This window comes from Aliiglaciecola sp. LCG003 (assembly GCF_030316135.1).
Taxonomy (GTDB): Bacteria; Pseudomonadota; Gammaproteobacteria; order Enterobacterales; family Alteromonadaceae; genus Aliiglaciecola.
In genome coordinates this window covers 2,826,142-2,852,986 of record NZ_CP128185.1, presented here as the reverse complement: position 1 = coordinate 2,852,986, position 26,845 = coordinate 2,826,142, and the positions used below count along the sequence as shown (strand labels likewise).

Sequence of the window (26,845 nt, the reverse complement as noted above, 5' to 3'; positions counted from 1 at the left end):
TTATTTGTACTTTTTGTCTGGTTCAACAGTTCCAATTAGTAGATTATCGTAGGATACTGCCAACTTGCTTGTAGTCTTAAAAGGTATGAAGATGCAATTTGGCTCTCTACGCCAACTTACACTGTTGAGTTTTCTTGTCGCCCTGATTCCGTTGGCCGTATTATTGTGGCATAGCCAGAGTTCACTCACCAAAATGGCCAAAATAGCCGCCAGCGAAGCGCAATTTTCTGTGGATATGGCTCGCCAAATCGGTGCGATGGAAAATATTGCTATTGATGTAGAAAGGTTGATTCGTCAGTATCATGTGTTGAAAAAACCAGAGTTGCAGCAATTAACAGAAAGTTACATCCAACGGCTACTGGAAAAATTACAAAATGTCTGTTTTGAGCTGCCGGATCAGTTTCCCTGCCAATCGGTGGAAAATCGGGTTCAATGGTTCAAAACTAATCCAAACATAGAAGACCCTTTATTACTCGACGCGCAACTTGCGGAGTTTCGCCGTGCGATAGCTGAGCTCCATCAGCAGGTGGATGCACTGCTGGACGAACGTATTGAGCAACAACAAGAATACGTTAATTCGGTGCAACAAACCCAAGCATGGTCCACCGGTATATTGGCGACCTTTTCACTGCTTTTGATCGTGTTTGCCAGTCAGTTAATTCTGTCACCGGTGGCTAAGATTGAACGCATCATTGGCGAAATTGCGAAGCAGTCGGAAGTCCTCCCTGGCATTTCCAAATCCGGCCCTAAAGAGCTGATTGAGGTTGAATATAAACTACATTGGTTGGCTGACCGGTTAAATCAACTTGAACATTTACGTCATGCATTATTGCGTCACGCCTCCCATGAACTTAAGACCCCGTTGGCAAGCATTAAAGAAGGCTGTTCACTATTAACTGAATGTGTAGTGGGGCCGCTAAACGATCAACAAAAAGAAGTTTTGTCCTTACTTAACAGCAGTACCGACAGGTTGAATTTATTAATTGAACAATTACTTGACTATAACTTGCTATTGCAACAGGCTAAACCAGTGTATGAAAAAACAGACACCAAGCAGTTATTTACTGCGGTGTTGACCGATAATGCATTGGCCATTCAACAAAATCACAACCAAGTTAATATCGATATTAAGGTCGATTCCATGTTGGTCGATCCCAACCTGTATCGTCGTATTTTGGATAATTTGGTTTCCAATGCATTAGCCCATGGCAGCATCGGTCGACCCATTGATATAAAGCTCTACAGACAAGCCGACATGTGGGTTTTGGATGTAGCTAATCGAGGTCAAAAGATCCCAATGGAACTGAGAAAATCTTTATTTGAACCCTTTAAAAGAGGGGATAATCGACGCAACGACAGAGTAATAGGTTCGGGGTTGGGTCTATCTATCGTTGCCGATTGTGCACGAATGATGCATGGCACCGCTAATATAGTAGATGTGGACTACGCTGATGTATGTATGCGAGTCAGTTTGCCTTTAAGCGAGGGGCTGTCATGAAAGGATTCATTGTTGTAAGTGGATTCAGTGTATTTGCACTCTCGGGTTGTGTGCTGTTTGACGGGGTCAGTGATAGAGAGCCTTCTAGCAATCAAGTTGAAGTCGAACTAGTTGCTGAAAATTTCTGTTTGAGCCAGCAAACGCAACAGCAGATAGAGCATAACTGTGATGTACTGTATTGGCTAAATTACTGGGTTGAACAAGAGCAGCTCAGCTGGCCACAGCGCTTAGACAAGCTCAATGAGCTTGGTGACTCGCCGGCTGATTTAATGAAAAAAGTGTTGCTCAGTCAAATTAAGGGCACGCCCTATCAGCATCGATTGCGAGCGCAGGGCTGGGCTGAGCAAATCTTTCCACAAATGTCAGGTCCAATGCGGCAACTGTTTAGGGTGATCCTACACAAGCCAAGTGAAGAATTATTAGAGTTGGAATCAGGTTTAACCATCCTAACCAAACTCAATACCAATCAATCAAAGGTATTAGATGAACAAAAGCTACGCCTACAAGAACAGCAACAGCAGATCGATCAGTTGCTAAAAATTGAGGCTTCGATGATGGAAAAGAAAGAGGGGATTAACCAATGAGTAAAGCAGAAGAACCATCTCTACCGAAATTATTGCTGGTAGATGACGACGAAAGTTTACTGCGCCTCATGACAATCCGTTTGCAAGGTGAAGGCTATCAGGTCGCCACTGCAGAAGGAGGCAAAGAAGCACTAAAGTTACTCAATGCCCAAAGCTTTGACGTAGTGCTTAGTGATTTGCGTATGCCAGGCTTGGATGGGTTAAGCTTGTTCGAAGAAATTGTCGCCTTGCGGAGGGATATCCCAGTGATATTAATGACCGCCCATGGCACCATTCAAGACGCGGTTGAAGCCACTCAGCGTGGCGTATTTGGATTCCTGACCAAACCCATAGATCACGATGCATTGCGCGACTTGTTAGTCAAAGCCGTCAGTCAGAGTCAAGGTGTACAAAAAGGTACCTGGTGCGAAGAAATTATTACCCGCTCGATGCAAATGGAACATCTGCTGGATCAAGCCTTCCGAGTAGCGCAGCGGGATGTCAGTGTATTGATAACAGGTGCCAGCGGCACAGGTAAAGAACTCCTAGCTCAGGCATTGCATAATGCCAGCTCTCGGGTCAAAAAACCTTTTGTCGCAATCAACTGCGGGGCCTTGCCGGAAAACTTACTTGAATCTGAATTGTTTGGTCATGCCAAAGGTGCTTTCACCGGCGCGGTAAATGAGCACCAAGGCCTATTCAGAGAGGCTGATGGCGGCACTTTATTTTTAGATGAAATAGGGGACATGCCGATCACCTTGCAGGTCAAACTATTGCGTGCATTACAAGAGCAGCAAATTCGTCCCGTTGGCGGCAGTAAACAAATTCCGATTAATGTTCGCGTTATCTCTGCGACCCACAAGAATTTGGCCAAAGAGATGGTCGATGGCAATTTCCGTGAAGATCTATATTACCGCTTGAATGTCGTCAATTTAACCTTGCCTTCTCTGCGCGAGCGCTCTGAAGATATTCCGTTGTTGGCAAGACACTTGTTAGCGAAAAGTGCCGAGCGGCACGATGTTAATGTCAGTCGTTTCTCTGACGATGCCATGCAATTATTGGTCACTGCGCCTTGGCCGGGTAATGTTAGGCAGTTAGTCAATGTGGTTGAACAATGCGTGGCATTGACCCAAACCTCAGTTATCGCGTCACATTTGGTTGAGCAGGCACTATCGGCATCGGAACAAAAATGGCCCACCTTAACTGAAGCCCGTGATGCGTTTGAGCAGAGTTACTTGCTCAAACTACTTAAGATGACCGACGGTAATGTTACCCGTGCGGCGGAATTGGCTGGGCGTAATCGCACCGATATGCATAAGCTAATGAAAAAGCACGACTTACATTCCACAGACTTCAAACCAGAAACAGCTTAATTTTTACCGCAACAATCAAGCTGTGTCCCCACGGTCACAGCTTGTATCAGACGATTGCTAGAAAATACTCATTTGCTGATTGATACATTTAGGTAAGTCGAATTTTGGTGAATTGATATTTGGGTATGATTGACTTAATTGATTGAAAAACTGCTCTGCAAGCCAAGGTGCTTGTGCATTGTCGGGCATGTGAAAAAAGATGTAGGGGCTGATATTGTCATTTTGCCATTCAACGATTTTGTCTACCCAAGGGGCCAGAAACTCAGCGTTTCGATGTAAATTGGGATGGCCTACAAAGCGCACGATTGGACGACTGCCGGTGGCGACCACATGAGTTGGAATTTTCGGCTTTTTCGATTGGACCTCAAGGGTCAAGGTATCCGAAGGATTATGACAAGCGAACAGCCCTCGGGTATCCATAATCACTCGATTTATCGACAGTTGAGTTAATAACTGATTAAGTCTCAACTCATTGTCAGCTTTATCAAACCAAGCTAAGTCGCGCACCTCAACAGCGATATGCATATCTTTGGGTAAACTGAGCAAAAATTGTTTTAATTCATCGAACCGATTGGGTCCAAATGAGCTAGGAAGCTGCAACATGACACAGCCTAATTGGTCTTCTAGCAAGGCAAAACGTTTAACAGTCTGGGCCAATAATTCGCTATTATGGTTCAGGTTTTTACTATGGCTGATGTCTCGGGGAAGCTTGAAGGTAAATGAAAAACCCCCATCTACCTGTTCTTTCCAACCGAGCATAGTGTCTTCACTGGGTAATTGATAAAAGCTGGTATTGCCCTCAACACTGTTGAACCAGCTCTGATAACTTCGCAACGGATGTTGGCGACTGGCCGAGTTTGCATACAAGGTGCCGAACCATTGCGGATGACTCCACATCGGGCAGCCATAATTAAGTGTTGTCTGAGGTTGCTGCATTTTTCTACAAAGTCCCAATTATAAGGTGATTTTAGCCCACAAAATGTTATTTCAACAGTGTGCAATGACACGGTTTTGTTTATACTATGCGGCTTTAATCCTGTGATTTAACAGAAATTTCACTGCGGGTGCCAGTTAGTGTATCAAGACTAGGGATCCAAGCAACAGAGGCTATACATGCGCACAGATTACTGCGGCAACATTAATGCAAAATTTATTGGTCAAGAAGTCACACTTTGTGGCTGGGTAAATAAACGTCGAGATTTGGGCGGTGTAATCTTTCTTGATCTGCGTGATAGAGAAGGGATAGTGCAGGTTGTTTATGATCCTGATTTGAAAGATGTATTCGAACTGGCTAACAGTTTACGCAGTGAATTTTGTGTGCAAATTTCCGGTCTGGTCAGAGCTCGTCCTGAAGGCCAAATAAATCAAGATATGTCTACTGGCGAGATTGAAATTTTAGGTAAAGAGCTGACTATTTTGAATAAATCAGCCGCGCTGCCATTGGATTGGAACCAAGAAAATTCTGAAGAACAGCGACTAAAGTATCGCTACCTTGATTTGCGTCGTCCCTTGATGAGCGACAGATTGAAGTTTCGCGCTAAAGTGACCAGTTCAGTACGCAGTTATTTAGAAAATCAAGGTTTTCTAGATATCGAAACACCAATTTTGACCAAAGCAACACCTGAAGGTGCGCGAGACTATTTAGTTCCGAGTCGCACCCACAAAGGCGAGTTCTTTGCGCTTCCCCAATCACCCCAGCTGTTCAAGCAATTGCTGATGATGTCGGGCATGGATCGTTACTATCAAATCGTTAAATGTTTCCGTGATGAAGATCTGCGCGCAGACCGTCAACCTGAATTCACTCAAATCGATATCGAAACCACCTTTTTAGATGCCCAGGGCGTGATGACTATCACCGAAGGTTTGATCCGCGATTTATTCAACAAGATGTTAGATGTTGAATTAGGTGATTTCCCCCATATGACTTATGCAGAAGCTATGCGTCGTTTTGGTAGTGATAAACCAGACCTGCGTAACCCGCTGGAATTGGTTGACGTTGCTGATTTACTTAAAGACGTTGAATTTAAAGTATTCGCCGGCCCTGCCAATGATGACAATGGTCGTGTTGCGGTGATTAAAGTGCCTGGTGGCGCCAAATTGTCACGTAAGAATATTGACGACTACGGAAGTTTCGTTGGTATTTATGGTGCCAAAGGTTTGGCATGGATGAAAGTAAATGACTTGTCTGCGGGCATGGACGGTTTACAGTCTCCTATTCTTAAGTTTTTATCCGAACCGGTTGCCATGGCAATTGTTGAACGCTGTGAAGCTAAAGACGGCGATATCATCTTGTTTGGTGCCGATGCTAACAATGTCGTGACCGAAGCATTAGGCGCGTTAAGACTGAAGCTAGGTGAAGACCTGGACTTATTAGAAGGTCAGTGGAAACCATTGTGGGTGATTGATTTCCCCATGTTTGAAGAATTCGATGGTCAGTTCCACGCACTTCATCATCCGTTCACCGCACCACGGGATATGACGCCACAGCAATTGGCTGAGGATCCAGCTACGGCTATTTCAAATGCCTATGACATGGTATTGAATGGCGTTGAGTTAGGCGGTGGTTCGGTACGTATCCACAGTCAAGATATGCAAGCTGAAGTATTCAGATTACTTGGTATTAGTGATGAAGAGGCCCAACTGAAATTTGGCTTCTTACTTGAAGCTCTTAAGTTTGGTGCGCCGCCCCATGCAGGTTTAGCTTTCGGTTTAGACCGCTTAGTAATGCTTATGACAGGTGCTACTTCTATTCGTGATGTAATGGCATTCCCGAAAACTACCACCGCTGCCTGTCCTTTAACCAACGCGCCCAGTGAAGCTAATCCTGAGCAGTTAAAAGAATTGGCTATCGCCACTACGGTTACCAAGAAAGCGGATTAATATGGCGTTTCGCCGTCCCGAATCTGTGCTCATTGTTATTTATGATGCTGCTTCACGAGTATTAGTGTTGCAGCGTCAAGATGACCCAGATTTTTGGCAAAGCGTGACCGGCACCCTAGAGCACAATGAGCTGCCGTGGGAAACCGCCAGTCGTGAAGTTGCCGAAGAAACCGGCATTCATATCGAAACACATAGCTTGCAGCTCATCGACTGTGGCTGCACCAATCAATATGTGATTAGAGATATTTGGCGTCATCGCTATCCTCCGAATTGTCGTTACAATACCGAATATGTATTTGCCTTGCAGGTCACAGGAGACGAAGTGATTAAGCTAACAGAGCATTTGTCTTATCAATGGTTAGATAAACACCAAGCAATAGATAAAGTTTGGTCTGACACCAATAGAGCTGCCATTATAAAATTTGTGCCCGATGCTGGTGAGCAAAGATGTCGATAATTCTCGGCATAGATCCTGGCTCGAGGATCACCGGCTATGGCGTGATCAAGCAAGTAGGCAATAAATTTAGTTACCTTGGAAGTGGTTGTATTCGTATGCAGGGTGATGAGCTTGGGCCCCGTTTGGATCAGATTTTTAATGGCGTCAGTGAAATCATATTGCAGTTTCAACCCAATGAATTTGCCATCGAACAGGTTTTCATGGCAAAAAACCCTGATTCAGCACTTAAATTAGGCCAGGCCCGCGGTGCGGCGATTGTGGCGGCTACCCAATCTAAGCTACGAATTGCTGAATATTCAGCCCGACAAATTAAGCAAAGCGTCGTTGGCAAAGGCTCAGCAGATAAAACCCAAGTGCAGCATATGGTCACTTACTTGCTGAAACTGGCAAGTACACCCCAAGCCGATGCGGCCGATGCACTGGCAGTGGCTTTGTGCCATGGTCATACACATCAAAACTTGCTGAAACTTGCCGGCCAAGCCAAAAAAACTGTGCGTGGACGACTTCGATAATAGTTGTTCTGAACCATTGCACCTGACCCTAGTAAACTAATAAATAACAGGAAATAAGCATGATTGGACGGATCAGAGGGTTATTACTCGAAAAGCAACCACCAGATATTTTGATTGAAGCGGGTGGTGTCGGCTATGAAGTACAATTACCGATGACAAGCTTCTATCAATTGCCAGAGGTTGGTCAAGAAGCCATTGTTTATATTCATTTTGTGGTAAGAGAAGATGCCCAGTTACTCTTTGGTTTCGCTGACAAATCTGAACGTGCCTTGTTTCGAGAATTGATTAAAGTCAATGGCGTAGGCCCTAAGTTAGCATTAACTATATTATCTGGCATGTCAGCGTCGCAGTTTATTACCTGTGTTAGCCAAGATGATTACACCGGCTTGGTTAAATTACCTGGGGTAGGTAAGAAAACCGCAGAACGTTTGATTATTGAAATGCGTGATAGGCTGAAAAAATTGTCGGAGCAGGGTGATGGCGCGGCCCACTTACCCTCGATGCAGGTAGACGGTGACAGCCAAAGTTTAATTCTGACCAGTGATGTTAAAGAAGATGCATTGAGTGCGCTGGTCGCATTAGGCTACAAGCCAGTGCATGCTGCCAAAGTGGTTAATTCGGTATTTCGCGAAGGAGTATCAAGTGAAGATGTGATCCGTGACGCTTTACGATCATTAGCGTCCTAGAGGTTGTGATACAACAAGTCTGTACTAACGTTGTAATTTACTGTATAAAAACACACTAAAAGAGCAAGTAGAAGTTTTCATGATAGAAGCAGATCGTCTGATCCAACCCATAGCCAGCAGTGAAGATGAAATCATTGACCGTGCCATTCGACCCAAGATGTTGGCGGATTACACTGGGCAAGATCATGTGTGCGAACAAATGGATATTTTCATCCAAGCCGCCCGTAATCGCCAAGATGCGTTAGATCATCTACTGATTTTTGGCCCGCCAGGATTAGGCAAAACTACCTTGGCCAACATAGTTGCCAATGAAATGGGGGTGAATATTAAAACCACCTCGGGGCCGATTCTGGAAAAAGCCGGTGATTTAGCCGCACTACTCACCAATTTAGATGAAAACGATGTGTTGTTTATCGATGAAATCCATCGTCTAAGTCCTGTGGTAGAAGAAATTCTTTATCCGGCAATGGAGGATTATCAGTTAGACATCATGATTGGTGAAGGACCGGCAGCGCGCTCGATAAAACTCGATCTGCCGCCATTTACCTTAATTGGCGCTACCACCCGAGCAGGCTCTTTGACCTCACCACTGCGTGACCGGTTTGGCATCGTGCAGCGTTTAGAATTTTATAACGTAAAAGATCTGACCCAGATTGTGCGGCGCTCAGCAAATTATCTGAATTTATCTATGGGTGAAGAAGGCGCGTTAGAGATTGCCAGACGCTCTAGAGGTACACCACGTATTGCCAATCGTTTATTACGTCGTGTCCGTGATTTTGCTGAAATAAGAGCCAATGGCGACATCAGCCAAGATGTTGCCGCCCAAGCCTTGGATATGTTGGATGTGGATAAAGAAGGTTTTGATTACATGGACCGTAAATTATTGATGACCATCATCGAAAAGTTTATGGGCGGCCCAGTAGGGTTAGACAACCTAGCAGCGGCTATTGGTGAGGAAAAAGATACTATCGAAGATGTAATTGAACCCTTTCTCATTCAACAGGGTTTTTTGCAACGCACACCACGGGGTCGCATTGCCTCACAACGGGCTTTCTTGCACTTCGGCCAAGATTATAATCCACAGGCATAGCGGCCTATTCTAAGTTGCTAATAAGTCGTTCAATTGAAATTGCTCACTACTGGTCTCGCCCTTATTATTGCTTTGATGTGAAGGGCTGTTGGTGCAGTGGATTTCAGCCACCGTCAATCAACTATCTGGCGTTAGTCATTTTCAAAAAATACGCAAAAAAAAGCCCGCGAAAAACGCGGGCAAAGCAACAAGTGTTTGGAAAGGAAAATTCCAGGGAACAAATATGTTTAAAACAAAGGAACATTATCTGACTGGTGCAAGAAAAAATGTCTTTGCGTTAGTCCAGAGAACGAGGCGTATTCTAGCGACGTGGGAAAAATCGGCAACTGAAATAAATTGCTGTTTCGAATTAGAAAAACTAATGGGTCTGTAATTTATCTTGATTTCGATCTTGCGCTTAGGCTTTTAAAAACAGTAGATGCAAAGTTTAATGTAATAAATTATGATTGTTTTTTGTTAATTTTAGATTAAATTAATTGTGGTCAGAATTGTCCGCTTTGAAAAAGTATGCAAGTTGAATGCATGAATATATGAGTTTTGGCTTAATTCTAGGTTCGAACTTATCAAAACACTAATAGAAAACACGATAAATAGCTTGTTGGCTGTATAAATTAAGGTCGGAATCAATCATGGCTCGCCCATGTAGTATAGATTCATATTGCATAAATATGCAGTTTATCAAGGCGGGCAGATAATCTGAATAAATGACTCTTTGGGTATAAAATGGCTACACACATACATAAAATCAGAGTGTATTACGAAGACACCGACGCCGGTGGCATCGTTTATTATGCAAACTATTTAAAGTTCTTGGAGCGAGCTAGAACCGAGTGGTTAAGAAGTTTTGCCATAGAACAACAAAGTTTATTGGAACAATCTATCGGTTTTGTCGTCAAACGGGTTGAAATGGACAATCTAGCTGCGGCAAAATTCGATGATATGTTGCATGTTTACAGCGAATTAATTGAATTGAAACGTGCTAGCATGACGTTCAAACAAACAATAAAAAATGCAAACCAAATAACTTTGGTCAATGCGCAGATACGAGTAGCATGTGTGGATCTAGCTAGAATGAAGCCCATCGCTATTCCGAAGTTTATTTTAGGGGAAATCTCAGGTGTCATCTAATTTGTCATTTTTTGATCTGTTCTTACAGGCAAGTTTGCTTGTGCAATTGGTTATGTTGTTACTTTTGGCGACATCGGTGGTGTCTTGGACCTTCATTATTCAGCGGGTAAAAGTGCTGGGACAAGCGAAAACTGAAACCAAAAAGTTCGAAGATAAATTCTGGTCGGGTGTGGATTTGAATCAGCTTTACCAAGAGTTATCGGCCCGTCAGTCTGTTCAGGGCATGGCAAGTTTATTCTGCGCAGGCTTTAAAGAGTTTGTGCGCTTACGTAAATCAGACTCATCCACCGAGACCTTGATGGAAGGCACACATCGTGCGATGCGAGTCTCCTTATCTCGCGAGGTAGATAATCTGGAAGCCAACTTATCTTTCCTCGCAACGGCAGGTTCAATTAGCCCGTATATTGGTTTGTTTGGAACAGTTTGGGGGATCATGAATTCCTTTATCGCGCTGGGTGAAGTGCAACAGGCTACCCTTGCCATGGTCGCACCGGGTATCGCAGAAGCGCTAATTGCTACGGCAATGGGCTTGTTTGCAGCCATTCCGTCGGTTATTGCCTATAACAGATTCAGTAATCAGGTAGAGAAGTTAGAGAATAGCTACGGTAATTTTATGGAAGAGTTTTCCAGTATTTTACATCGTCAAACTTTAAATCAACGCACTGACAACGCCTAGGTACGTTTATGTATGAAAGAAAAAGGCGCCGTCCTGTCTCCGAAATAAATGTTGTTCCTTACATTGATGTCATGTTGGTGTTGCTGATCATTTTTATGGTCACAGCACCACTGGTGACCCAAGGTGTAAAAGTGGACTTACCCAAAGCCCAAGCCGAATCGCTGTCGGAAGAGGCCAAGCCACCTATTATTGCCTCAGTGAATGCTGCCGGTGAATATTTTATCAATGTGGGTGACAGCCAAGATGTAGCTATGTCCGCTGCGGATCTAGCGGTAATAGTGGCGCAACAGATCAAAAAGGAACCTAACACACCTGTGGTTGTTAAAGGTGATGGTGCGGTTCCCTACAATAAGGTAGTGCAGTTGATGGTATTGCTGCAACGTGCAGGGGTGCCTTCTGTCGGTTTGATGACTGAATCACCAGAGCAGTAGGGGGCAAGATGTCTAAGTTTGGCTCTGCGCTTTCTATCTCGCTGGCATTGCACGGCGTACTCGCTGTATTTTTGTTGATAAGTGTGGATTTTCATTCATTGCCCAAGCCGGTGAGTCTTCAGTCGCCCGATTTCGCGCCAATTCAAGCGGTGGTGGTCGATGCGAAAACGATCAATGAGCAACTGAATAAAATCGAGCAAGCAAAAGAAGCACAACGGCAAAAAGAGTTAAAAAAAATTCGTGATGAGCAGCGCCGCAAAGATGAAGCTGCCAAACGCATTCGTGACGAAGCAGATAAAAAACGCCGTCAGATTGAAGATAAAAAGCGGCGCGAGCAAGCTGCTATAGCTGCTAAAGAAAAGCAACGTAAAGAACAGCAGCAAGCCGAGCAACAAGAGCAGGAGCGTCAAGCTCGCGAACTTGAACGTAAGGCCGCTGAGGAACGGGAACGCAAGGCCCGTGAAAAGCAAGAAGCAGAAGAGCGTGCTAAACAGCTAGCGCAACGTAAGAAACAAGAGGAGCAAGAGCGCAAAGAGTTGGAGCGTTTAATGCAAGAACAGCTAGAAGCGGAGCAAGCTCAGCAGGCGGTGCGTAACCAACAAAGACAACGGTTTGTTTTGACCGAGGTGCAAAAATACCAAGCGTGGATAGAAGCTAAGATTGTCCAGAATTGGAATTATGATGATTCAATGAAAGGTAAAACCTGTCGGATCCAAATTCGCTTATCGACCACAGGCTTTGTGATTTCAGTGCAAACCTTGGGCGGTGACAAGCGAGTATGCTTAACCGGCGAGCAGGCGGTGCGACGAGCAGGGGAGTTACCTATGTCCTCAGACCCTGAGGTCTACAATGAATTAAAAGATATAACATTTAACTTTGGTTTTTAAATTTGATGAAAAAAATTATTAGAGTATTGGCAAGTTGTATGCTGCTGAGCTTCTCAGCAGTTTCGAGTGCTTCATTAGAGATTTACATTACCGAAGGCGTCAATTTTGCCCGCCCGGTAGGAATAGTTCCATTTCATTTAAGCCCAGGTACGGTATTGCCCAGCAGCATCCATGAAGTGGTTGCAGCGGATCTCACCCGCAGTGGTAAGTTCTTTGCCATCGCCCAAGACAAATTACCACAGGCGCCAAATAGCGACGCGGATATGGATTATGGTCGCTGGGTTGAAGCTGGCGCAGAGGCGGTATTAATCGGCCATATTGAACAGCAAGGTACAGATCAATTTAAAGTATCGTTGCAATTAGTTGACGTCCTTCGAGGACAGATCACCGGCGGACGCACCCAAGCCTTAAGCGACGGTAAGTTAGTTGCCAGTCGCGATCATATCTTAGATGAGTGGAACATGGTGATAAGGGGTGACCAATTCCGTCAGTATGCCCATCGCATCAGCGATATAGTGTATGAGAAATTAACCGGCGAAAAAGGCGCTTTCTTAACACAAATCGCTTATGTCATTGTGCGCGATGCAGCCACTGAAAGTAAGCCTTTTCAATTGGTAGTGGCCGATTATGATGGTGAAAATGAAACGGTATTGCTGCGTTCCAACGAGCCGCTCATGTCACCTACTTGGTCTCCTAATGGTCGGCAGTTGGCGTATGTGTCCTTCGAGCAGAAAAAACCGCAAATCTATATTCAAGATATCTATACATCGAGTCGCACTTTGGTGACGGATTTTCCAGGAATCAATGGTGCACCAGCGTTTTCCCCTGATGGCAAGCAACTAGCTATGGTGTTGTCAAAAGATGGTAATCCAGAAATTTACATTATGGATATTGCTTCTAAGCAGTTACGACAAATCACTCGAAATCGTGCAATCGATACTGAACCCAGTTGGTCTCCGGATGGTAAACATTTGATTTTTAGTTCAGAACGGGGTGGTAAACCTCAGATTTATCGAGTAAATTTAGCTTCAGGCAAGACTAGGCGAGTTACTTTTGAAGGGGATATGAACCTGGGGGGAACCTACACACCTGACGGTAGTCAGATGGTCATGGTAAACCGCACCAGAGGAAACTATCATATTTCTAAACAAGGTATTGATTCTGGAAATATGTTGGTTCTTACCAAAACCTTTTTGGATGAATCGCCGAGTATTGCACCTAATGGCAGTATGATAATATACAGTACGCTGCATGAAGGAAAGCAAGTGTTGTCATTAGTGTCTCTCGATGGAAGGTTCAAGGCAAGATTGCCGGTGTCAGACGGGCAGGTAAAGTCACCTAGCTGGTCACCATTTTTATAATAATTCAAACACGAATATAAATTTCTAAAAATGAGAAGGACTAAAGAAATGCAACTTAAAAAATTATGTAGAGGGTTATTGATTGCACTGCCAGTGTTAACCATGATGGCGTGTACTTCAACAGATAATAAAACTCTTAGCGAAGAAGAAGCCCGTGCAGCGGCGGCGACTCAAGCGGAAGTCGAAAGACAAGCCCGTGATGCACAGCAAGCAGCTGAAGCCAAAGTACTTGAAGATCGTAGAATGAAGCTTGAAGAGATGCGTCAAAACGATCTTGCCACTTTGCAACAAGATCAAGTTGTATACTTTGATTTTGATACGTCAAACCTATCTTCTGCTGCCTATGCAGTGTTAGAAAAACACGCCGATTATTTAGCAAAAAATCCTAGCCAGTCTATTGTTATTGAAGGTCACTGCGATCACCGTGGTACACCGGAATACAATATTGCACTGGGTGAACGCAGAGCCAAGTCTGTGCAAACTTATTTAATGAATTCAGGTGTAAGTGCGTCACAAATGAGTGTTGTGTCTTACGGTGAAGAGAAACCAGCGGTAAGTGGTTCGTCAGAATCTGCTTTTGCACAAAACCGCCGTGGTATTTTGGTTTATCAATAAGATTAGGTAATGATGATTAAACGCAATGTAGCGATTAGTCTTTTACTGGTCAGTGGAGCCGCAGTTAATGCGGCTCCTGCGCCTGTATCAGACTTGAATGACGGCTCTTTGGAGCAACGAGTAGCAGTGCTTGAGCGTATCGCACAAACGCGCAGTGATATGCAGCATCGGGTGCAGCAGCAGTTAGATGAAATGCAATCTGATGTGAGCGAGATGCGTGGTACATTAGAGTTGCATAATCACCAACTGGAAAAGATTTTAGAGCGACAGCGTGAGCTGTACCTTGAAATTGACCGCAGAGTTGCCGCTATCAGCGCTCAGACTGCCAGTTTACCTGTTTCTGGCCAATCCGTTAGCTCAGCGTCCGTGGACAGTGTGGCGTCTTCTCAGGTGCCTAGTGCGACTAATATGAGCGAAAGCGAGGCCTATGATCGGGCGGTGAATCTTATACTGCGTGACAAAGAATATGATCAAGCGATTCCGTTGTTCCAGTCTTTCATCCAGCTTTATCCCAATTCTAGTTATGCACCCAACGCCCATTATTGGTTAGGTCAATTACTGTTTAATAAACAGGATTGGGTTGGGGCAGGTGAGCAATTCCAAATTTTATTGAGTGGTTATCCTGATTCAACTAAACGTGGTGATGCTTTGTTCAAATTAGGTGTAGTTGCACAAAAACGCGATAATTTGGCCAGAGCCAAGCAATTATTTCAACAAGTTTTAGATGAATATCCTAATTCGTCGGCCAGTAAATTGGCAGATGCTAGATTAAAATCGCTCAATTAATCGCTATAAAAATAACCACTTAAGTTAAGTAAAAGTTAAATTTCACTTAACCTTGGGTATAAAAGCAGCAAACAGTTAAATAGTTCGTATATTTCTCAAATTAGAGGTTGCGCCCTGACGATATTTGAGTATTATATGCCGCCGTTGCAGGAGGTAAGCAACAACACTGAAAGAGGGTCGTTAGCTCAGCTGGTAGAGCAGTTGACTTTTAATCAATTGGTCGCTGGTTCGAATCCAGCACGACCCACCACTTTCAGGATTATACGACTAGTTGTCAAATAATCCTTAAAACCTTCGACAACTTTGCAGGACGCAAATTTGAATATGCTAAGCATAACCCGATAAGGGTAAAGAACAGGACTTCGACAGAATTTAGGCTCATCCTAAATTCTGACATTGGTAAGCTTCAATTAGATGGGTCGTTAGCTCAGTTGGTAGAGCAGTTGACTTTTAATCAATTGGTCGCTGGTTCGAATCCAGCACGACCCACCATCTAATCATCAACAAATTCCCAAACTTAACTAAACTGTCTTAAACATCCTAGCGTCTTACAGCGATCAAGAGGGTCAGAGTAACTTGATCTTTCTTTGCCGTTTTCAAGTTACTCTGACCCTCTTGATCTACTCTTGATCTCTCTTTAGCTGAGGGCTTCCTTGAAGTCGCTTTTGTAGCGTCTTGATATGGCCAGCTGTTTGCCAGATTTGAGAGTCACCACACCATCACCGCTGGCCGCATACTGAATATTATCAATAGCTGCATGATTGACGCCGTGACTTCTATGTATACGACTAAACCCCATCGACTCAATGCGTTGTAGTGTATTGCCTAGAGTGCCTCGCAAAGGGTAGATCCGGCCACCTTGATAGAGGTTGACATAGTTGCCTGCTGATTCAAGCCATTCAACCTCTGTTACTTTAACTAAAAACTCCTTATCAAGCTTTTTAACCAACAGGTGATGGGGCGCGGCACTATTGCTGCTCGTAGAATCGTCCTGCTGGGACTCTTGGGCCTCATCCTTAATAAGGCTTGCCTCTCCTTTTAAACGGCCGTACAGGGCTATTACGAGTTGGTGGAGCACCAACCAAGTTATGTATCCCCAAATATCTTTTCGATATTCATACCAAAACTCTCGCAGCCAAGGTGCAAAGTCATAGTTTCCGCCAGCAAAAAAATAGATGATTTCTCTAAACATCACCATCAATAACACGTGGGCGATAGAAAAAAGCGTCGCGGCGAGCAAATGGATCAGGATCTGTTTGGGTATATGGGAAAAGCGTGGCGGAAATCGTCTGAACACAGCAAACATGGCAGGGAGTAATAAAAAGGTACTTAATGCACTTGTGTATTCCCATGCAAAAGGTTCCCAGATGGAAATAGATAATTGTCCGCCACGACTGTGCTCCATTAAAACACTGGTGGCATTAATGCTGTTATTGGTAAAAAGGTAGAGGCCAATTAGCCCAAAGGTGAATACAAATTTGTGTTTTTCAAACCGTGCTAACCAAAGTTGAAATGAATTATCCCCAAATGCCACCGCTTATCCCTCATATCATCCATAGCCCCACTCTAGGCTGTGTTTTTTACTCAGTAATCCGTTAAATATTACCAAGCATAAGTAAACTGTAAGGGAATAGCATGACACAAAATCATATTGGCCGTCGACACGATTTGGACTGGTTAAGAGTACTGGCATTTTCACTGTTAATTTTGTATCACATTGGTATGTACTATGTTGCTGATTGGGGTTGGCATATCAAAAGTGAGCATACTAGTATTTGGTTGCAAGAGCTGATGATATTGACCAATCCATGGCGCATGTCGCTGATCTTCTTCATTAGCGCAGTAGCACTTTCATTAGTTCAGCAACGTTATGGGGCTGGAAAACTGTTGTTATTGCGCTCAAAACGTATATTGATCCCACTTATATTCGGTATGTTTGTAGTGGTGGCGCCGCAGGTGTATATCGAATTCAAAGATCAGAATTTGATATCAATGGATTATTGGTCCTTTTGGCGGGAATATATAGATGTTGACACTCAGCTATTACCCCAGCGCCATTCTGAAATCGGATTGTTGACCTGGAATCATTTATGGTTTTTGCCCTATGTATGGGTGTATAGCGTCATCATCCTACTGTTACGCCATCCATTGAATCGACTAGCCAATAGCCCGCTGCTGGCCAAGATCCCGATGCCAGCAATGATGCTAATTGCCATGGGTGGTTTAATCGCGTTTTGGTATAATTTAGCCGCTGACTATCCCTCTACACATGGTTTATTTGACGATTGGTACAATCACAGCAAATACTTTTTGGTGACTTGTGTGGGTTATCTGTTTGCTCAACATCGCCATTGGTGGTCAGCTGTTATCAGTAAACGCTATTGGCTGCTGTTAATCGCTTGTTGCGGCTATATTTTTATCGTGCTTGATCGGCACCAATACTTTGTCTGGTTAGCAGAGCATTACGAACAGTCACTTTTGGTGAGGTTATTTTATGGTGTGGCCTTTTCTGCAAATCACTGGGGCTGGATTTTTGCTGTGGTGGGTTTAGCGGGTCACTTTCTTAACAAACCCAGCAAATTGCTGACTTATGCTAATCAAGCGGTTTTGCCTTGGTATATTTTACATCAAACCCTAATCGTAGTGATTGCCTGGAACCTGCGCTCATTTGGTTTAAATAGCGGATTAGAATGTATATTGATCCTGTTGTTAACCACTTTAGGCTGCATTGTCGGGTATGAAATGGTACGTCGTACTTGGCTAAGCAGAATATTATTCGGACTAAAAGCGACTCAAAAATCAGGGTCTCAAGCCAATAATCAGCCTAATTTAGCAAAAAGTCTCTGATCTGCTATGTAATACCTCAAGCTAAACTATAAATTATCTTAGCTTGAGGTATAATGTCCGGACGTAACCACCCTGTATAAAAGAGAAGTAGCATGTCGCAGGTGAATCGAATTGATTCAATAGACTATCCGTTTCCAGCCAAACCAGTGGTTTTATCGGGTAGCCAACAAGCGTTTTATAAATCTGAGATTAAACGTCTGTTGGTCGAGAAAAATGCCGTATTGGTGTCTCACTATTACACCGATGCTGAAATTCAGCAGCTTACCGAGGAAACCGGTGGATTCATTTCTGACTCACTGGAGATGGCCAGGTTTGGTCGCGACAGCAGTGCGCAAACACTGATTGTGGCTGGCGTGAAGTTTATGGGGGAAACCTCAAAAATTCTTAGCCCAGAAAAAACCGTCTTGATGCCAACCTTAGATGCCACTTGTTCGTTAGATTTGGGTTGTCCCATCGATGAATTTAGTGCCTTTTGTGATGCCCACCCTGATCATACTGTAGTGGTGTATGCCAATACTTCAGCTGCGGTTAAAGCTAGAGCTGATTGGGTAGTCACCTCAAGTATTGCTCTAGAGATTGTTGAGCATTTAGACTCTCTTGGTGAGAAAATTATTTGGGGCCCGGATCGACATTTAGGCGCGTACATCGCTAAACAAACAGGCGCTGACATGCTGATGTGGCAAGGCGAATGTATCGTGCACGACGAGTTTTCTGCCAAAGCACTACGAGACATGCAACATCTTCATCCTGATGCTGCGGTTCTAGTGCATCCAGAGTCTCCGGCTAGCGTGGTTGACATGGCAGATGCAGTAGGCTCAACCAGCCAATTGATTAAAGCCTCGCAAGAGCTGCCACACAATAAATTTATTGTTGCCACTGACCGCGGCATTTTTTACAAGATGCAGCAGTTGGCACCAAACAAGCAGTTTCTAGAAGCGCCAACAGGCGGGAACGGCGCAACCTGTAAAAGTTGTGCTCATTGTCCGTGGATGGCAATGAACGGCTTAAAAGCGATTTATGATGCATTGGTTGATAGTCAAGGGCATGAAATTTTTGTGGACGATGATTTACGCAGAAAAGCCCTAATCCCCTTAAACAGAATGCTCGATTTTTCAGCACAACATAAGCTTCTGGTCAAAGGAAACTCATAAACCCTAAGAAAGCCGCATATTTTTGCGTTTTCAGCTTGATCACTGAAAGGTTATTACCTACTATACGCGGCGCTCGCAAATCATCGGTTTGTAGCAAAAAATTTGGAGAGGTGGCTGAGTGGCTGACTAATTTGTCTGGAACAAATTAGAGCATGCGAAGCATGACCCGAAGGGTGAAAGGCAGGATGCCTGGAGTAACGCGCACGCCTTGCGCCGAATTTAAGGACAACCTTAGAATCGAATAGGGCATAGAATACGTAAAAATTTGGAGAGGTGGCTGAGTGGCTGAAGGCGCACGCCTGGAAAGTGTGTTTAGGGTTAAACCTAACGAGGGTTCGAATCCCTCTCTCTCCGCCAAATAATTAAAACCCGCACTTGTTGCGGGTTTTTTGCGTTATTGAATCGCAGAAAGGTGCGATAGGGTGAGAAGCCTCGCGGTTCGACTAATTGTCAGGAACAATCAGTAGCGCCGAAGGCGCCCGAAGGGTCGGGCACAGGGATGTGCCTGAGTAGATCCCTGTCTCTGTGGCCAAATTATATAAACCCGCACTCGTTGCGGTTTTTTTGCGTATTTGAATCGCACAAAGGTGAGTTAGGGTGAGAAGCCTCGCGGTTCGACTAATTGTCAGGAACAATTGGTACCGCCGAAGGCGCCCTAATTATCATTTCGCACGTAAGCCTCACTAAATGTAAAGCCGCCGAATACAAAATCAACTAACACTCTAATTAATAGTATTGAAAATAAACAATGTTCAAGGCAAAGTAGTGGTGTATGAAAAATAACCATGTGTAATGGTGGCACAGATAAGAATTGCTTTGTTTCGCAGGATCGCTAGGCAATATATGTGTCAGATTAAAGTGATATTTAATTATAAAGACATAAAGATGAAGCCAAGTGTGACTCCGAAAACGGGTAGTTTATTAGAAGCTTATTCAAAACAAATATTTGAATATCCGCTTCCCAAAGCCAAGATGACTCATGAAATTGCCGTCGTTAATGATGGCAAGATGGTAGTTATTTCTCAAATGGATAGCAGTACTCTAGTACAGATAGACTTGGATAATATGGGGCGTCCGATTAATGCTTTCAGCTATCAGATTGGCAATCAAACTTCTGGGCTTCATGGTGTATCTATGTCGACATCTTATCTGGGAGATATCTGGGTTACGCTGCAAAACGATTCGGAACTCATTCGCCTTACACCTGGAAAAAGTGCATCAGTTGCTCCTCAAATCCAGTCAGTCATCCAGGTACCCAAACCTGGAAAGGGTCCACATTGTGTCTCAGAATTCGGCGAGGATCTTTGGTTTTCGTGCAAAGATCCCAGTGATGATACTGGTGATTATTATGTATGCCGCATAAATAAAGCTAATCCAAATAAGTTTTCACTCTGGAGAGTGCCTAAATCTCCAGTCTTCGTCATGAAACACCCGAAAACTGGCGATGTCTACGCCTCAATAGATTCTAATAGTAAGATAGCTAGGTGTAAAAATAGTGAAGGTGCATATTGTCAGCAAACAATCCAGAATCCAGAGCTTCTAGAAATCCCATCTGAGCAAGGCAGTACTGTAGTCGGTATGTGCATTGGTCCGGATGAAAATCCATGGTTTGTATTGTTGGGTGGTTCGGGTGCTGGCACTGGTACTTTTGGGAGGATTCTACCAAGTTGTGATATTGAGTTTGTACAACTTACAGGGCCGTTAGGAGCCAAAGCTGGTCTGCTACATATCACTTTTGCACCCCATACAGATGGGGAAAGTTATCGTGCATATATTTTGTCATCAGATATCACAAAGGACAGCACATTTAATCAACCTAACGCGCTATTTGACGTAACCCTAGACTCTAAGACCTTAGAGGTTTTAAGTGAAGTGAGTTTTGTATTCCCGACACAGTATAGTTGGGCCCATCGTGTTTTTTATTCTAAGCATGGACTTTATTGTACACAACTACGAACTTCGGGATTGGTTCATATTATCCCTAAAATTGAAGGGAACAAACCTCAAATCAATGAAGGTAATGAAACATTTAAAAAATTTGGAATGGGTATCAATAGCAAAACTGTAGTGTATGTGTGAGGGATAACCAATACGTAAAGCCAACGGATATTTTAAATTTCATAGCTTTATGGGGCGAGAACTCGCTAGCTGAGGTTGAGTGAATATATAGCCCCAAGTCATACTTAGGAAAGCTATTATGCTAAAGAGTTCTTTGAAACTCTCAATAAATCCAGTCGTTATGCTATCGCGCACGGATTGATAAGTGCCAAAAAGAACGAAACTAGGCTGCGGCGGTTTACAAAATGCATGAGCATGCTTAATCGCCAAGAAAAGCCGAAATAAGGTGAATTCAGCATTATAATTCAATTAACCCTGCTGCAATTTGCATCGGTCCATTAGTCGGATTAATGCAGCACTATATGGTCAATTCTTTCTACGTTTTGATGAGGCAATATTATGATAAAAGTAATTACATTCTATTTTTTTCTGATGTTTTGTTTTGATGCTTTAGCAATTGAGAAATTTCCAAACCTACTATTTTTAGAAGGCGAACAACAGTCACCCCCAGCTGATTTGAGTGCAGTGAAATGGCTTTCAGGTCATTGGAGGGGAGAAGCATTTGGAGGCCTCATTGAAGAAGTATGGTCACCGCCTGTTGTTGGAAGCATGATGGGAGCATTTAAGCTAGTTGTTGAAAATGAAGTACAATTTTATGAAATTGAGACAATATCTGAAGAAAATGGAACACTTATATTCAGATTAAAGCATTTTCATAGCGATCTAAAAGGCTGGGAAGAGAAAGATAAAACTTTTGATTTCCCATTAGTCAAACTCACAGAAAATAAAGTCTATTTTAACGGTCTGACTCTTGAGAGGATTAACGATAAAGAGATGAATATATATGTAGCGATTGAATCTGATGGCAGCACAACTGAACAGAAGTTTACTTATCAAAGGTTTGAGTAAAAGGCTTGAGAGTAGGGCTCAAGGCACTACCAAGCTGTTAGTTTCATATGAGTATATATCGCACAGTCATCATGAATTTGTTTTTTACATCATTGGTCTTGATGGCAAGTGATAAACCTAGTGATTCAACAGATGAGCAATGGAACAAGTATCTTGAGCACAAAGCTTCGCGGGATAAGATGCTTGAGGCTCGTTATAATAATGAGTTAAAGCATAATCCACCTAAACCGCCTTGGATTAAATACCCTAATCGTCATCCGACAGATATATTTTGGCGAATGGGTAATGGAGAAGATTATTTAGTCGATTATTTCGGGTTATATTTTAAGTATGCTTCGGTATCTGAGACTAAGGCTTATATGCTTAAATACCCAGAACACAAGGATTGGCTGGGTACGTATGAAAGCATCAAAAACTAAAAATTAATATACGGTCCTTAGCGCCCGCATCGTTTAACCTTTAGGTTCTATATGGTTGAGTTCTTGTATTTACTGTCTTCACGAAAATCGCCAAGAGCGCTAGTAAAGCAATTTAATCACCCTGATGGCAGCTGCAATAACAGAAGCGGAAATTTTAATTTGGCGCGACATAGTGCGAACTTAACAAACCCAAGTCAGCGGGAGAAGACATGAAGTTTAACTTTTTTTACTTAGTTTTACTCATTCCACTTTCAACTATTGCGTCCCAATTGGAAGAAAGTGAAGTGTTGCATTTATCTGGCGCTGTTTACTCGTTTATAGCCGAAGTTGGATTGTGTGGTAAGCAATACCCTGATTTGAATGACCAAACAAAACGCTCTCACGCTTTTTTTAAATCCATAATTGGCAGAGTTGAGGCGTATTACGCATCCTTAGATAAAACGTCCAAGTTTGTAAAGGTTGAAAAAGCTGGTGTCAATATTGCTGGCCGCAAGATGATGCAAGCTATGTCAAATGGTGGTATCTCGAGAGACAAATGCAATACTATAATTGCTTTTGGCTCAGAATTAGACTTCCCCGAAGATCTACAAAATGTGCTATCTAAAATGGGTAGCTAGTTCGATCTCAACCGGCCGAACGCCTCGTCGGTGTACTCGGCCATAGGCTTATTTAAGTAGATTTTATGCCATTCACACCTTTTCACATGGGTCCAGGGATACTGATCAAATCACTACTTCAAGGTGGTTTTAGCCTAATGGTGTTCGGTTGGTCCCAAATCGTAATGGATATACAGCCGCTTGTTGTTTTAATAACGGGTGAAGGTCATCTTCATGGTTTTTCCCATACTTATATAGGGGCTTCGTTGTTGGCTGTATTTTCAGGTCTAACCGGTAAGTATTTATCGGAATTGGGTTTGAAAATTCTGAAAATGGATTTTTCGTTTTCTATCGAAATATCTTGGCTAGTGAGTTTTATAAGTGCATTTATGGGTTGTTTTAGCCATGTGATCTTGGATAGTATTATACACGCGGATGTTGAACCCTTTTCCCCGTTTTCGCATAACAACGGGTTTTTAGGCCTTATCTCAGTTTCAACTCTTCATACCCTGTGTTTGTATAGCGGCTTCTTGGGTGCGGCAATATTTTATGGGGTGGGTTACTTGAAACGTAGTAGCTAAAAATTAGGATGCAGTTCCTTGGACCTGCAACATTTAACCGTTATGGATTAAAAGGATTTAAAATGAAAAAATTTCTAGTGTTAACTGTGATACTTGGTTTTTCTACAGCTGGATATGCTGCAGGAAATATGGATAAAATTACTAATTTGAATGAGTTTAGCTATTTCACCCATACTTACTATCTGCATCCACAACCTGAGCTAATTGAAAATGCGATTAAATTTGTCGATTCTTCTGATGTTGCCTCCAATCCAAATGCAAAAGCACCGCTGCTTATGTCGTTTAGTTGTCTATTTTCTAACTATGGGGCATCTGAAAGGGAAAAGTGGCAAGAACAAATCAAGAGCACAGGGGAGCCTGCTAAATCCATACTTACTCAGTCAATCAATCAGTCACCACTTGAGTTATTAGCGGCAACAGCTACTTCTCCAGCAAAGAATGACATGAATTGGTCTTGTTTCTTCGCAACCGGAGACTTCTCATATCTGAATTCAATCATAGAAGGACTTCAGCATTTGGATAATCGTGAAGATATGAATTTATACTTAACCGCCGCAACCGCTAAATGGTCACTATCAAGTAATGCTAAACGGCATGTTAAAGTCACAACGGCAATGGAGGCCATGAAAGGCGGTGATGTAAAGGCGATGCAGCCAGTTGCTGATGAGATCTTAAACAAGGACCCTCAAGTTATTAGAGCAGAAATGCTAGCAGTTCTAAAGGAGCAGAAAGAAAAAGGAGTATGGAAATAGTCTTTTCAGCCCTAGAAATTAAACGGCGTAATGCACACCTTGAATTTTGCACCAGGTTGTAGTCGTTTAAAGGATATAAATTTAGTTAGTCTAGCCCTTGTGTCGATTTATTGTGGCCAACTATATTATTGCCTCTGAAACAAGCGTCAGTAAAGTTGTTCGTCGACTCTTTTGAGCGCAAGGAAGAAATCCAAACATGGGTTTGTTTCACTTTGGATACGCGAGTGTTCAAGCACCAGACGGTTATGCAGTGATTGCCACAATCCGCAGTCTGATCCGAATACATTAACTCAAATTTTTCTTTCAAGCAGGTACTCTGGAGAATCTTACCTCTGGGTTAACCTGCGACAAGGCAATGCAGATATAAAAAAGCGTTAAAATTTTAAATACTTAAACATGGATATTTAATCTTCTTAGCATTGTCTTATCCGTGGGGGAAAGATCTAAAATGGCGCTTCTGGCAAGGGTTTCTAACACATTGCTGGCGTTGTGATTGGCTTTATCGAGCGCAATGTAATCAGATTGTTTAGTGGAGGGGACGGGATTGATCCTAATGTAGCGTTTCCCAAGCAAATCTCTGGCTTGCATGATCGCAAGTTGCTCCTGACAGTGAAGTGTGAACTGAAATAAATCATGAAAAGCCAACCACTGAAGGCTTCCCGGGTTCAATGATGCTTTTGGCGCAGACGCAGGAGAGCTGTTTGCCGTGCCAATACTGACCATGTGAATATCATCAATTCCAATATCTGCAGATTTCAGAGCTCGTGTTATCGCCAAAGCATCTGGCGCATTGGCGATTAATCCGCCATCTAGATAGCTGCCTTTATTCACAACATGAGGTTTGAAAAAAGTAGGTGCTGCCGATGTTGATAACATGGCATCCATGATGGTCGCGTCAGTCGGTTGGTTATAAGAAAAATCCTTGCTGCCTAATATTGTCGGAGTAGCCAAACTGTGATCGATGCTGGTCAGCATCAGCTTACATGGGTTCTGGTTACAGGTATTAAATTGCTCGCCTGAAAAAGTGGTTTCTTCCCCGTCACGAATCAGTGATGAGTTTATAGCCGCTTCGAGTGGCCCTGTAGGATAGGAACTTGTAAACAAACTCTTGAGCTTTCGTCTAAGGCGTTTTGCGAATATTTGTTCACCATGCTCGCGCAGTTTAGACACCAAAGTAGCAGCGGGAATACCATAGGCCAAGCCGGTGGCGATGATCCCGCCGATGGATGTGCCGCAAATGAGATCAAAACACTGATTGAGCGGCCGGCCGGCTTTTTCTTCCAACATAGTCGCAATGTAGCCACTAAAAAGCCCTCTGTAGCCACCACCGGTCAATGCAAGTACTTTAAAGCTGTTGTCGGTCTTGTCTAAATCATCTGCCAGGTTATCAAGCAGCTTTCCGTGTTTCATCTCTGGGGCCATATTTTTTCATCGTTAGATTTCGTTGATCACTAAGCCAAAATCTTTTTTAACGTCCTTATTAGCGATAATCATATTTTCACCCAGCCATTCACAGTTATTGCCCAGGGCAGTTGCCATGATCATTTTGTAGCCTTCAGGGACCTCAACTTGGTTGTTTGTCCCGTCTGTAATAAACACATGCTCGTTGTACAATAGCTTATAATGCTCTTTCGCGGGCTCATCAAAATCTAATATTCTGTCATCAAAATGTTTGAGTCCCCTTAAAAAATAACTCTCCACTTTTTTTCGCAGCTCAGGGTGGACATTGTTTTCAATAGTCGCCTCAATCACACCAAGTGTAATGATACTCAGGTAGCAACGGCTAACAGGATAGGAGGTGAATAAGTGGTGATCAGCGTTGCGGAAAAACTTAATAAAAGCATCCGTGCTCAATAAGTATTTTGTCATTCAAATAGATCCACTTTAAGGTTTGGCTGCGCTTTTTTGTGCTCAATCGTAAAATCGAAATCCAGAGGCGGAATCGACTTGGGCATAACATCGGCCAGCGACACTTGCTCTTCCTTGGAATACAACTCAGCTATTTCATCTAAGGAGAATAGGAATACCGGCTCTTTGCCCTTTAAGCCTCCAACCGCTTCAATATTTCCAGCAAGAGATGAATCGACAACATCTTTCATTTTGAGCTTGGCGCTTCTTACTGTTGTAGATTTAACGGCATACTCTCCACTATCCTGCATAACAAGAACACCTTTATCAGCTAATAAGGTAATTACTTGATCACTGATCAGCGAGCCAAACTTCTCGCGTAAGTGGTTTATGCCATTGCTGAATGGGATTAATCGTCTACTCCCAATATCTTTTAACACCCTAAACCCCTTTTTTGTGGTCTCAATAATACTATTGTAGCCACATAAGTGCCCGCGTCAATATATGTGGCTATATAATGTGCATCTTGAAGCTATATCAGAAGTGATCCTATGAATATTTATGCTTGTCGTCGGACGTGATATTTGTTCTAACATCTTTAACTGCATGAAAGTTTTAATTTTTCTTATATTCATTTGAGTAGCAAGACGGTATCTGGCAGCGCTCTATCAAATTAATGGCGATTTAAGTACATGTGATCTAAATTTATTGACTAGCCGTTTGAAAATTATATTGCCCAAA

The 26,845-nt window shown here is 43.1% G+C and carries 29 protein-coding genes, 3 tRNA genes and 1 pseudogene; 28 read left to right on the top strand and 5 right to left on the bottom strand.

Annotated features, from left to right (window positions below):
* Positions 1–91: 91 nt before the first annotated feature.
* From QR722_RS12295 to QR722_RS12285, 3 genes are read left to right on the top strand one after another with little or no spacing between them, the layout of a single operon-like run.
* The gene (locus QR722_RS12295) at positions 92–1,498 is read left to right on the top strand and encodes a sensor histidine kinase (protein ID WP_286283148.1); all 1,407 of its coding nucleotides are present in this window, start codon (positions 92–94) and stop codon (positions 1,496–1,498) included.
* Positions 1,495–2,082: a hypothetical protein gene (locus tag QR722_RS12290; RefSeq protein ID WP_286283147.1), complete on the top strand. Its 588-nt coding sequence runs from the start codon at positions 1,495–1,497 to the stop codon at positions 2,080–2,082. Before QR722_RS12295 ends, QR722_RS12290 begins: the two co-directional genes overlap by 4 nt.
* Entirely contained in the window at positions 2,079–3,434 is a 1,356-nt protein-coding gene (locus tag QR722_RS12285; RefSeq protein WP_286283146.1) for a sigma 54-interacting transcriptional regulator, read from the top strand. The genes QR722_RS12290 and QR722_RS12285 overlap by 4 nt, the downstream gene beginning before the upstream one ends.
* 57 nt (positions 3,435–3,491) lie before the next feature.
* Here the strand turns inward: QR722_RS12285 and QR722_RS12280 are convergent, their stop codons facing one another.
* The gene (locus QR722_RS12280) at positions 3,492–4,370 is read right to left on the bottom strand and encodes a DUF72 domain-containing protein (protein WP_286283145.1); all 879 of its coding nucleotides are present in this window, start codon (positions 4,368–4,370) and stop codon (positions 3,492–3,494) included.
* 177 nt (positions 4,371–4,547) lie between these two features.
* On the opposite strand from QR722_RS12280, the gene aspS reads away from it, so the two are divergent.
* The 15 genes from aspS (at position 4,548) to QR722_RS12205 (ending at position 15,435) form a co-directional block, all read left to right on the top strand.
* Positions 4,548–6,314, top strand: a complete 1,767-nt coding sequence (gene aspS / locus QR722_RS12275; protein ID WP_286283144.1) for an aspartate--tRNA ligase — start codon at positions 4,548–4,550, stop codon at positions 6,312–6,314.
* A gap of 1 nt (position 6,315) precedes the next feature.
* Complete coding sequence (gene nudB / locus QR722_RS12270) at positions 6,316–6,771, top strand: dihydroneopterin triphosphate diphosphatase (RefSeq protein WP_286283143.1); 456 nt, start codon at positions 6,316–6,318, stop codon at positions 6,769–6,771.
* On the top strand, positions 6,762–7,283 hold the full coding sequence (gene ruvC / locus QR722_RS12265) for a crossover junction endodeoxyribonuclease RuvC (protein WP_286283142.1): 522 nt from the start codon (positions 6,762–6,764) through the stop codon (positions 7,281–7,283). The genes nudB and ruvC overlap by 10 nt, the downstream gene beginning before the upstream one ends.
* A 59-nt stretch (positions 7,284–7,342) precedes the next feature.
* Positions 7,343–7,969, top strand: coding sequence for a Holliday junction branch migration protein RuvA (ruvA, locus tag QR722_RS12260; protein ID WP_286283141.1), 627 nt, complete (start codon positions 7,343–7,345; stop codon positions 7,967–7,969).
* Between the two features lie 79 nt (positions 7,970–8,048).
* A complete protein-coding gene (gene ruvB / locus QR722_RS12255; RefSeq protein ID WP_286283140.1) occupies positions 8,049–9,059 on the top strand; it encodes a Holliday junction branch migration DNA helicase RuvB in 1,011 nt (336 codons plus the stop codon).
* A 91-nt stretch (positions 9,060–9,150) separates the two neighbouring features.
* Positions 9,151–9,432: a hypothetical protein gene (locus QR722_RS12250; RefSeq protein ID WP_286283139.1), complete on the top strand. Its 282-nt coding sequence runs from the start codon at positions 9,151–9,153 to the stop codon at positions 9,430–9,432.
* Positions 9,433–9,782: 350 nt separating this feature from the next.
* Positions 9,783–10,187, top strand: coding sequence for a tol-pal system-associated acyl-CoA thioesterase (gene ybgC, locus QR722_RS12245; protein ID WP_286283138.1), 405 nt, complete (start codon positions 9,783–9,785; stop codon positions 10,185–10,187).
* Positions 10,177–10,863, top strand: coding sequence for a protein TolQ (gene tolQ / locus QR722_RS12240; RefSeq protein ID WP_286283137.1), 687 nt, complete (start codon positions 10,177–10,179; stop codon positions 10,861–10,863). The genes ybgC and tolQ overlap by 11 nt, the downstream gene beginning before the upstream one ends.
* An 8-nt stretch (positions 10,864–10,871) precedes the next feature.
* Positions 10,872–11,294, top strand: a complete 423-nt coding sequence (tolR, locus tag QR722_RS12235) for a protein TolR (RefSeq protein WP_286283136.1) — start codon at positions 10,872–10,874, stop codon at positions 11,292–11,294.
* Positions 11,295–11,302: 8 nt separating this feature from the next.
* Positions 11,303–12,181: a cell envelope integrity protein TolA gene (tolA, locus tag QR722_RS12230; protein WP_286283135.1), complete on the top strand. Its 879-nt coding sequence runs from the start codon at positions 11,303–11,305 to the stop codon at positions 12,179–12,181.
* Positions 12,182–12,186: 5 nt separating this feature from the next.
* Positions 12,187–13,542: a Tol-Pal system beta propeller repeat protein TolB gene (gene tolB / locus QR722_RS12225; RefSeq protein ID WP_286283134.1), complete on the top strand. Its 1,356-nt coding sequence runs from the start codon at positions 12,187–12,189 to the stop codon at positions 13,540–13,542.
* A gap of 48 nt (positions 13,543–13,590) precedes the next feature.
* Positions 13,591–14,157 carry a peptidoglycan-associated lipoprotein Pal gene (gene pal / locus QR722_RS12220; RefSeq protein ID WP_286283133.1) on the top strand — a complete coding sequence of 189 codons (567 nt, stop codon included), beginning with the start codon at positions 13,591–13,593 and terminating at the stop codon, positions 14,155–14,157.
* Between the two features lie 12 nt (positions 14,158–14,169).
* Positions 14,170–14,943: a tol-pal system protein YbgF gene (ybgF, locus tag QR722_RS12215; RefSeq protein WP_286287661.1), complete on the top strand. Its 774-nt coding sequence runs from the start codon at positions 14,170–14,172 to the stop codon at positions 14,941–14,943.
* A 174-nt stretch (positions 14,944–15,117) separates the two neighbouring features.
* Positions 15,118–15,193: transfer RNA gene (locus QR722_RS12210), tRNA-Lys, on the top strand.
* A gap of 166 nt (positions 15,194–15,359) precedes the next feature.
* Positions 15,360–15,435, top strand: a tRNA-Lys gene (locus QR722_RS12205).
* A 145-nt stretch (positions 15,436–15,580) separates the two neighbouring features.
* On the opposite strand, the gene QR722_RS12200 is transcribed toward QR722_RS12205, so the two are convergent.
* Positions 15,581–16,477 (bottom strand): LytR/AlgR family response regulator transcription factor, encoded by an 897-nt coding sequence (locus QR722_RS12200; protein ID WP_286283132.1) that lies wholly within the window; start codon positions 16,475–16,477, stop codon positions 15,581–15,583.
* A gap of 101 nt (positions 16,478–16,578) precedes the next feature.
* Between QR722_RS12200 and QR722_RS12195 the strand changes: the two genes are divergently transcribed.
* From QR722_RS12195 to QR722_RS12150, 10 genes and pseudogenes are all read left to right on the top strand, one after another.
* Entirely contained in the window at positions 16,579–17,790 is a 1,212-nt protein-coding gene (locus tag QR722_RS12195; RefSeq protein WP_286283131.1) for an acyltransferase family protein, read from the top strand.
* Positions 17,791–17,882: 92 nt separating this feature from the next.
* Complete coding sequence (nadA, locus tag QR722_RS12190; RefSeq protein ID WP_286283130.1) at positions 17,883–18,941, top strand: quinolinate synthase NadA; 1,059 nt, start codon at positions 17,883–17,885, stop codon at positions 18,939–18,941.
* 267 nt (positions 18,942–19,208) lie between these two features.
* Positions 19,209–19,298 (top strand) — tRNA-Ser (locus tag QR722_RS12185).
* A 528-nt stretch (positions 19,299–19,826) separates the two neighbouring features.
* The gene (locus tag QR722_RS12180) at positions 19,827–21,020 is read left to right on the top strand and encodes an NHL repeat-containing protein (protein WP_286283129.1); all 1,194 of its coding nucleotides are present in this window, start codon (positions 19,827–19,829) and stop codon (positions 21,018–21,020) included.
* A gap of 123 nt (positions 21,021–21,143) precedes the next feature.
* A pseudogene (locus QR722_RS12175) lies at positions 21,144–21,284 on the top strand (YdeI/OmpD-associated family protein); the annotation flags it as partial.
* A gap of 114 nt (positions 21,285–21,398) precedes the next feature.
* Positions 21,399–21,908 (top strand): DUF6265 family protein, encoded by a 510-nt coding sequence (locus tag QR722_RS12170; RefSeq protein WP_286283128.1) that lies wholly within the window; start codon positions 21,399–21,401, stop codon positions 21,906–21,908.
* Between the two features lie 47 nt (positions 21,909–21,955).
* Entirely contained in the window at positions 21,956–22,327 is a 372-nt protein-coding gene (locus tag QR722_RS12165; protein ID WP_286283126.1) for a hypothetical protein, read from the top strand.
* A 209-nt stretch (positions 22,328–22,536) separates the two neighbouring features.
* Positions 22,537–22,944 carry a hypothetical protein gene (locus QR722_RS12160; RefSeq protein WP_286283124.1) on the top strand — a complete coding sequence of 136 codons (408 nt, stop codon included), beginning with the start codon at positions 22,537–22,539 and terminating at the stop codon, positions 22,942–22,944.
* A 65-nt stretch (positions 22,945–23,009) separates the two neighbouring features.
* Positions 23,010–23,504: a metal-dependent hydrolase gene (locus tag QR722_RS12155; RefSeq protein ID WP_286283122.1), complete on the top strand. Its 495-nt coding sequence runs from the start codon at positions 23,010–23,012 to the stop codon at positions 23,502–23,504.
* Positions 23,505–23,566: 62 nt separating this feature from the next.
* The gene (locus QR722_RS12150; RefSeq protein WP_286283120.1) at positions 23,567–24,256 is read left to right on the top strand and encodes a hypothetical protein; all 690 of its coding nucleotides are present in this window, start codon (positions 23,567–23,569) and stop codon (positions 24,254–24,256) included.
* Positions 24,257–24,646: 390 nt separating this feature from the next.
* Here the strand turns inward: QR722_RS12150 and QR722_RS12145 are convergent, their stop codons facing one another.
* From QR722_RS12145 to QR722_RS12135, 3 genes are read right to left on the bottom strand one after another with little or no spacing between them, the layout of a single operon-like run.
* Positions 24,647–25,666, bottom strand: a complete 1,020-nt coding sequence (locus tag QR722_RS12145) for a CBASS cGAMP-activated phospholipase (RefSeq protein ID WP_286283119.1) — start codon at positions 25,664–25,666, stop codon at positions 24,647–24,649.
* A 24-nt stretch (positions 25,667–25,690) separates the two neighbouring features.
* Positions 25,691–26,125, bottom strand: a complete 435-nt coding sequence (locus QR722_RS12140; RefSeq protein WP_286283118.1) for a PIN domain-containing protein — start codon at positions 26,123–26,125, stop codon at positions 25,691–25,693.
* Positions 26,122–26,544 carry a hypothetical protein gene (locus QR722_RS12135; RefSeq protein WP_286283117.1) on the bottom strand — a complete coding sequence of 141 codons (423 nt, stop codon included), beginning with the start codon at positions 26,542–26,544 and terminating at the stop codon, positions 26,122–26,124. The genes QR722_RS12140 and QR722_RS12135 overlap by 4 nt, the downstream gene beginning before the upstream one ends.
* Between the last annotated feature and the right edge of the window lie 301 nt (positions 26,545–26,845).

What these genes read in the sequence shown, in the direction of transcription:
- QR722_RS12180 (WP_286283129.1), top strand. Translation starts at nt 19,827, where the DNA reads ATGAAGCCAAGTGTGACTCCGAAAACGGGTAGTTTATTAGAAGCTTAT.
- nadA (WP_286283130.1), top strand. Translation starts at nt 17,883, where the DNA reads ATGTCGCAGGTGAATCGAATTGATTCAATAGACTATCCGTTTCCAGCC.
- QR722_RS12150 (WP_286283120.1), top strand. Translation starts at nt 23,567, where the DNA reads ATGAAAAAATTTCTAGTGTTAACTGTGATACTTGGTTTTTCTACAGCT.
- QR722_RS12165 (WP_286283126.1), top strand. Translation starts at nt 21,956, where the DNA reads ATGAGTATATATCGCACAGTCATCATGAATTTGTTTTTTACATCATTG.
- QR722_RS12145 (WP_286283119.1), bottom strand. Translation starts at nt 25,666, where the DNA reads ATGAAACACGGAAAGCTGCTTGATAACCTGGCAGATGATTTAGACAAG.
- tolA (WP_286283135.1), top strand. Translation starts at nt 11,303, where the DNA reads ATGTCTAAGTTTGGCTCTGCGCTTTCTATCTCGCTGGCATTGCACGGC.
- ybgC (WP_286283138.1), top strand. Translation starts at nt 9,783, where the DNA reads ATGGCTACACACATACATAAAATCAGAGTGTATTACGAAGACACCGAC.
- QR722_RS12140 (WP_286283118.1), bottom strand. Translation starts at nt 26,125, where the DNA reads ATGACAAAATACTTATTGAGCACGGATGCTTTTATTAAGTTTTTCCGC.
- QR722_RS12280 (WP_286283145.1), bottom strand. Translation starts at nt 4,370, where the DNA reads ATGCAGCAACCTCAGACAACACTTAATTATGGCTGCCCGATGTGGAGT.
- QR722_RS12195 (WP_286283131.1), top strand. Translation starts at nt 16,579, where the DNA reads ATGACACAAAATCATATTGGCCGTCGACACGATTTGGACTGGTTAAGA.
- QR722_RS12290 (WP_286283147.1), top strand. Translation starts at nt 1,495, where the DNA reads ATGAAAGGATTCATTGTTGTAAGTGGATTCAGTGTATTTGCACTCTCG.
- tolR (WP_286283136.1), top strand. Translation starts at nt 10,872, where the DNA reads ATGTATGAAAGAAAAAGGCGCCGTCCTGTCTCCGAAATAAATGTTGTT.
- ruvC (WP_286283142.1), top strand. Translation starts at nt 6,762, where the DNA reads ATGTCGATAATTCTCGGCATAGATCCTGGCTCGAGGATCACCGGCTAT.
- QR722_RS12285 (WP_286283146.1), top strand. Translation starts at nt 2,079, where the DNA reads ATGAGTAAAGCAGAAGAACCATCTCTACCGAAATTATTGCTGGTAGAT.
- tolB (WP_286283134.1), top strand. Translation starts at nt 12,187, where the DNA reads ATGAAAAAAATTATTAGAGTATTGGCAAGTTGTATGCTGCTGAGCTTC.
- nudB (WP_286283143.1), top strand. Translation starts at nt 6,316, where the DNA reads ATGGCGTTTCGCCGTCCCGAATCTGTGCTCATTGTTATTTATGATGCT.
- aspS (WP_286283144.1), top strand. Translation starts at nt 4,548, where the DNA reads ATGCGCACAGATTACTGCGGCAACATTAATGCAAAATTTATTGGTCAA.
- QR722_RS12155 (WP_286283122.1), top strand. Translation starts at nt 23,010, where the DNA reads ATGCCATTCACACCTTTTCACATGGGTCCAGGGATACTGATCAAATCA.
- ybgF (WP_286287661.1), top strand. Translation starts at nt 14,170, where the DNA reads ATGATTAAACGCAATGTAGCGATTAGTCTTTTACTGGTCAGTGGAGCC.
- QR722_RS12160 (WP_286283124.1), top strand. Translation starts at nt 22,537, where the DNA reads ATGAAGTTTAACTTTTTTTACTTAGTTTTACTCATTCCACTTTCAACT.
- pal (WP_286283133.1), top strand. Translation starts at nt 13,591, where the DNA reads ATGCAACTTAAAAAATTATGTAGAGGGTTATTGATTGCACTGCCAGTG.
- ruvA (WP_286283141.1), top strand. Translation starts at nt 7,343, where the DNA reads ATGATTGGACGGATCAGAGGGTTATTACTCGAAAAGCAACCACCAGAT.
- QR722_RS12295 (WP_286283148.1), top strand. Translation starts at nt 92, where the DNA reads ATGCAATTTGGCTCTCTACGCCAACTTACACTGTTGAGTTTTCTTGTC.
- QR722_RS12170 (WP_286283128.1), top strand. Translation starts at nt 21,399, where the DNA reads ATGATAAAAGTAATTACATTCTATTTTTTTCTGATGTTTTGTTTTGAT.
- ruvB (WP_286283140.1), top strand. Translation starts at nt 8,049, where the DNA reads ATGATAGAAGCAGATCGTCTGATCCAACCCATAGCCAGCAGTGAAGAT.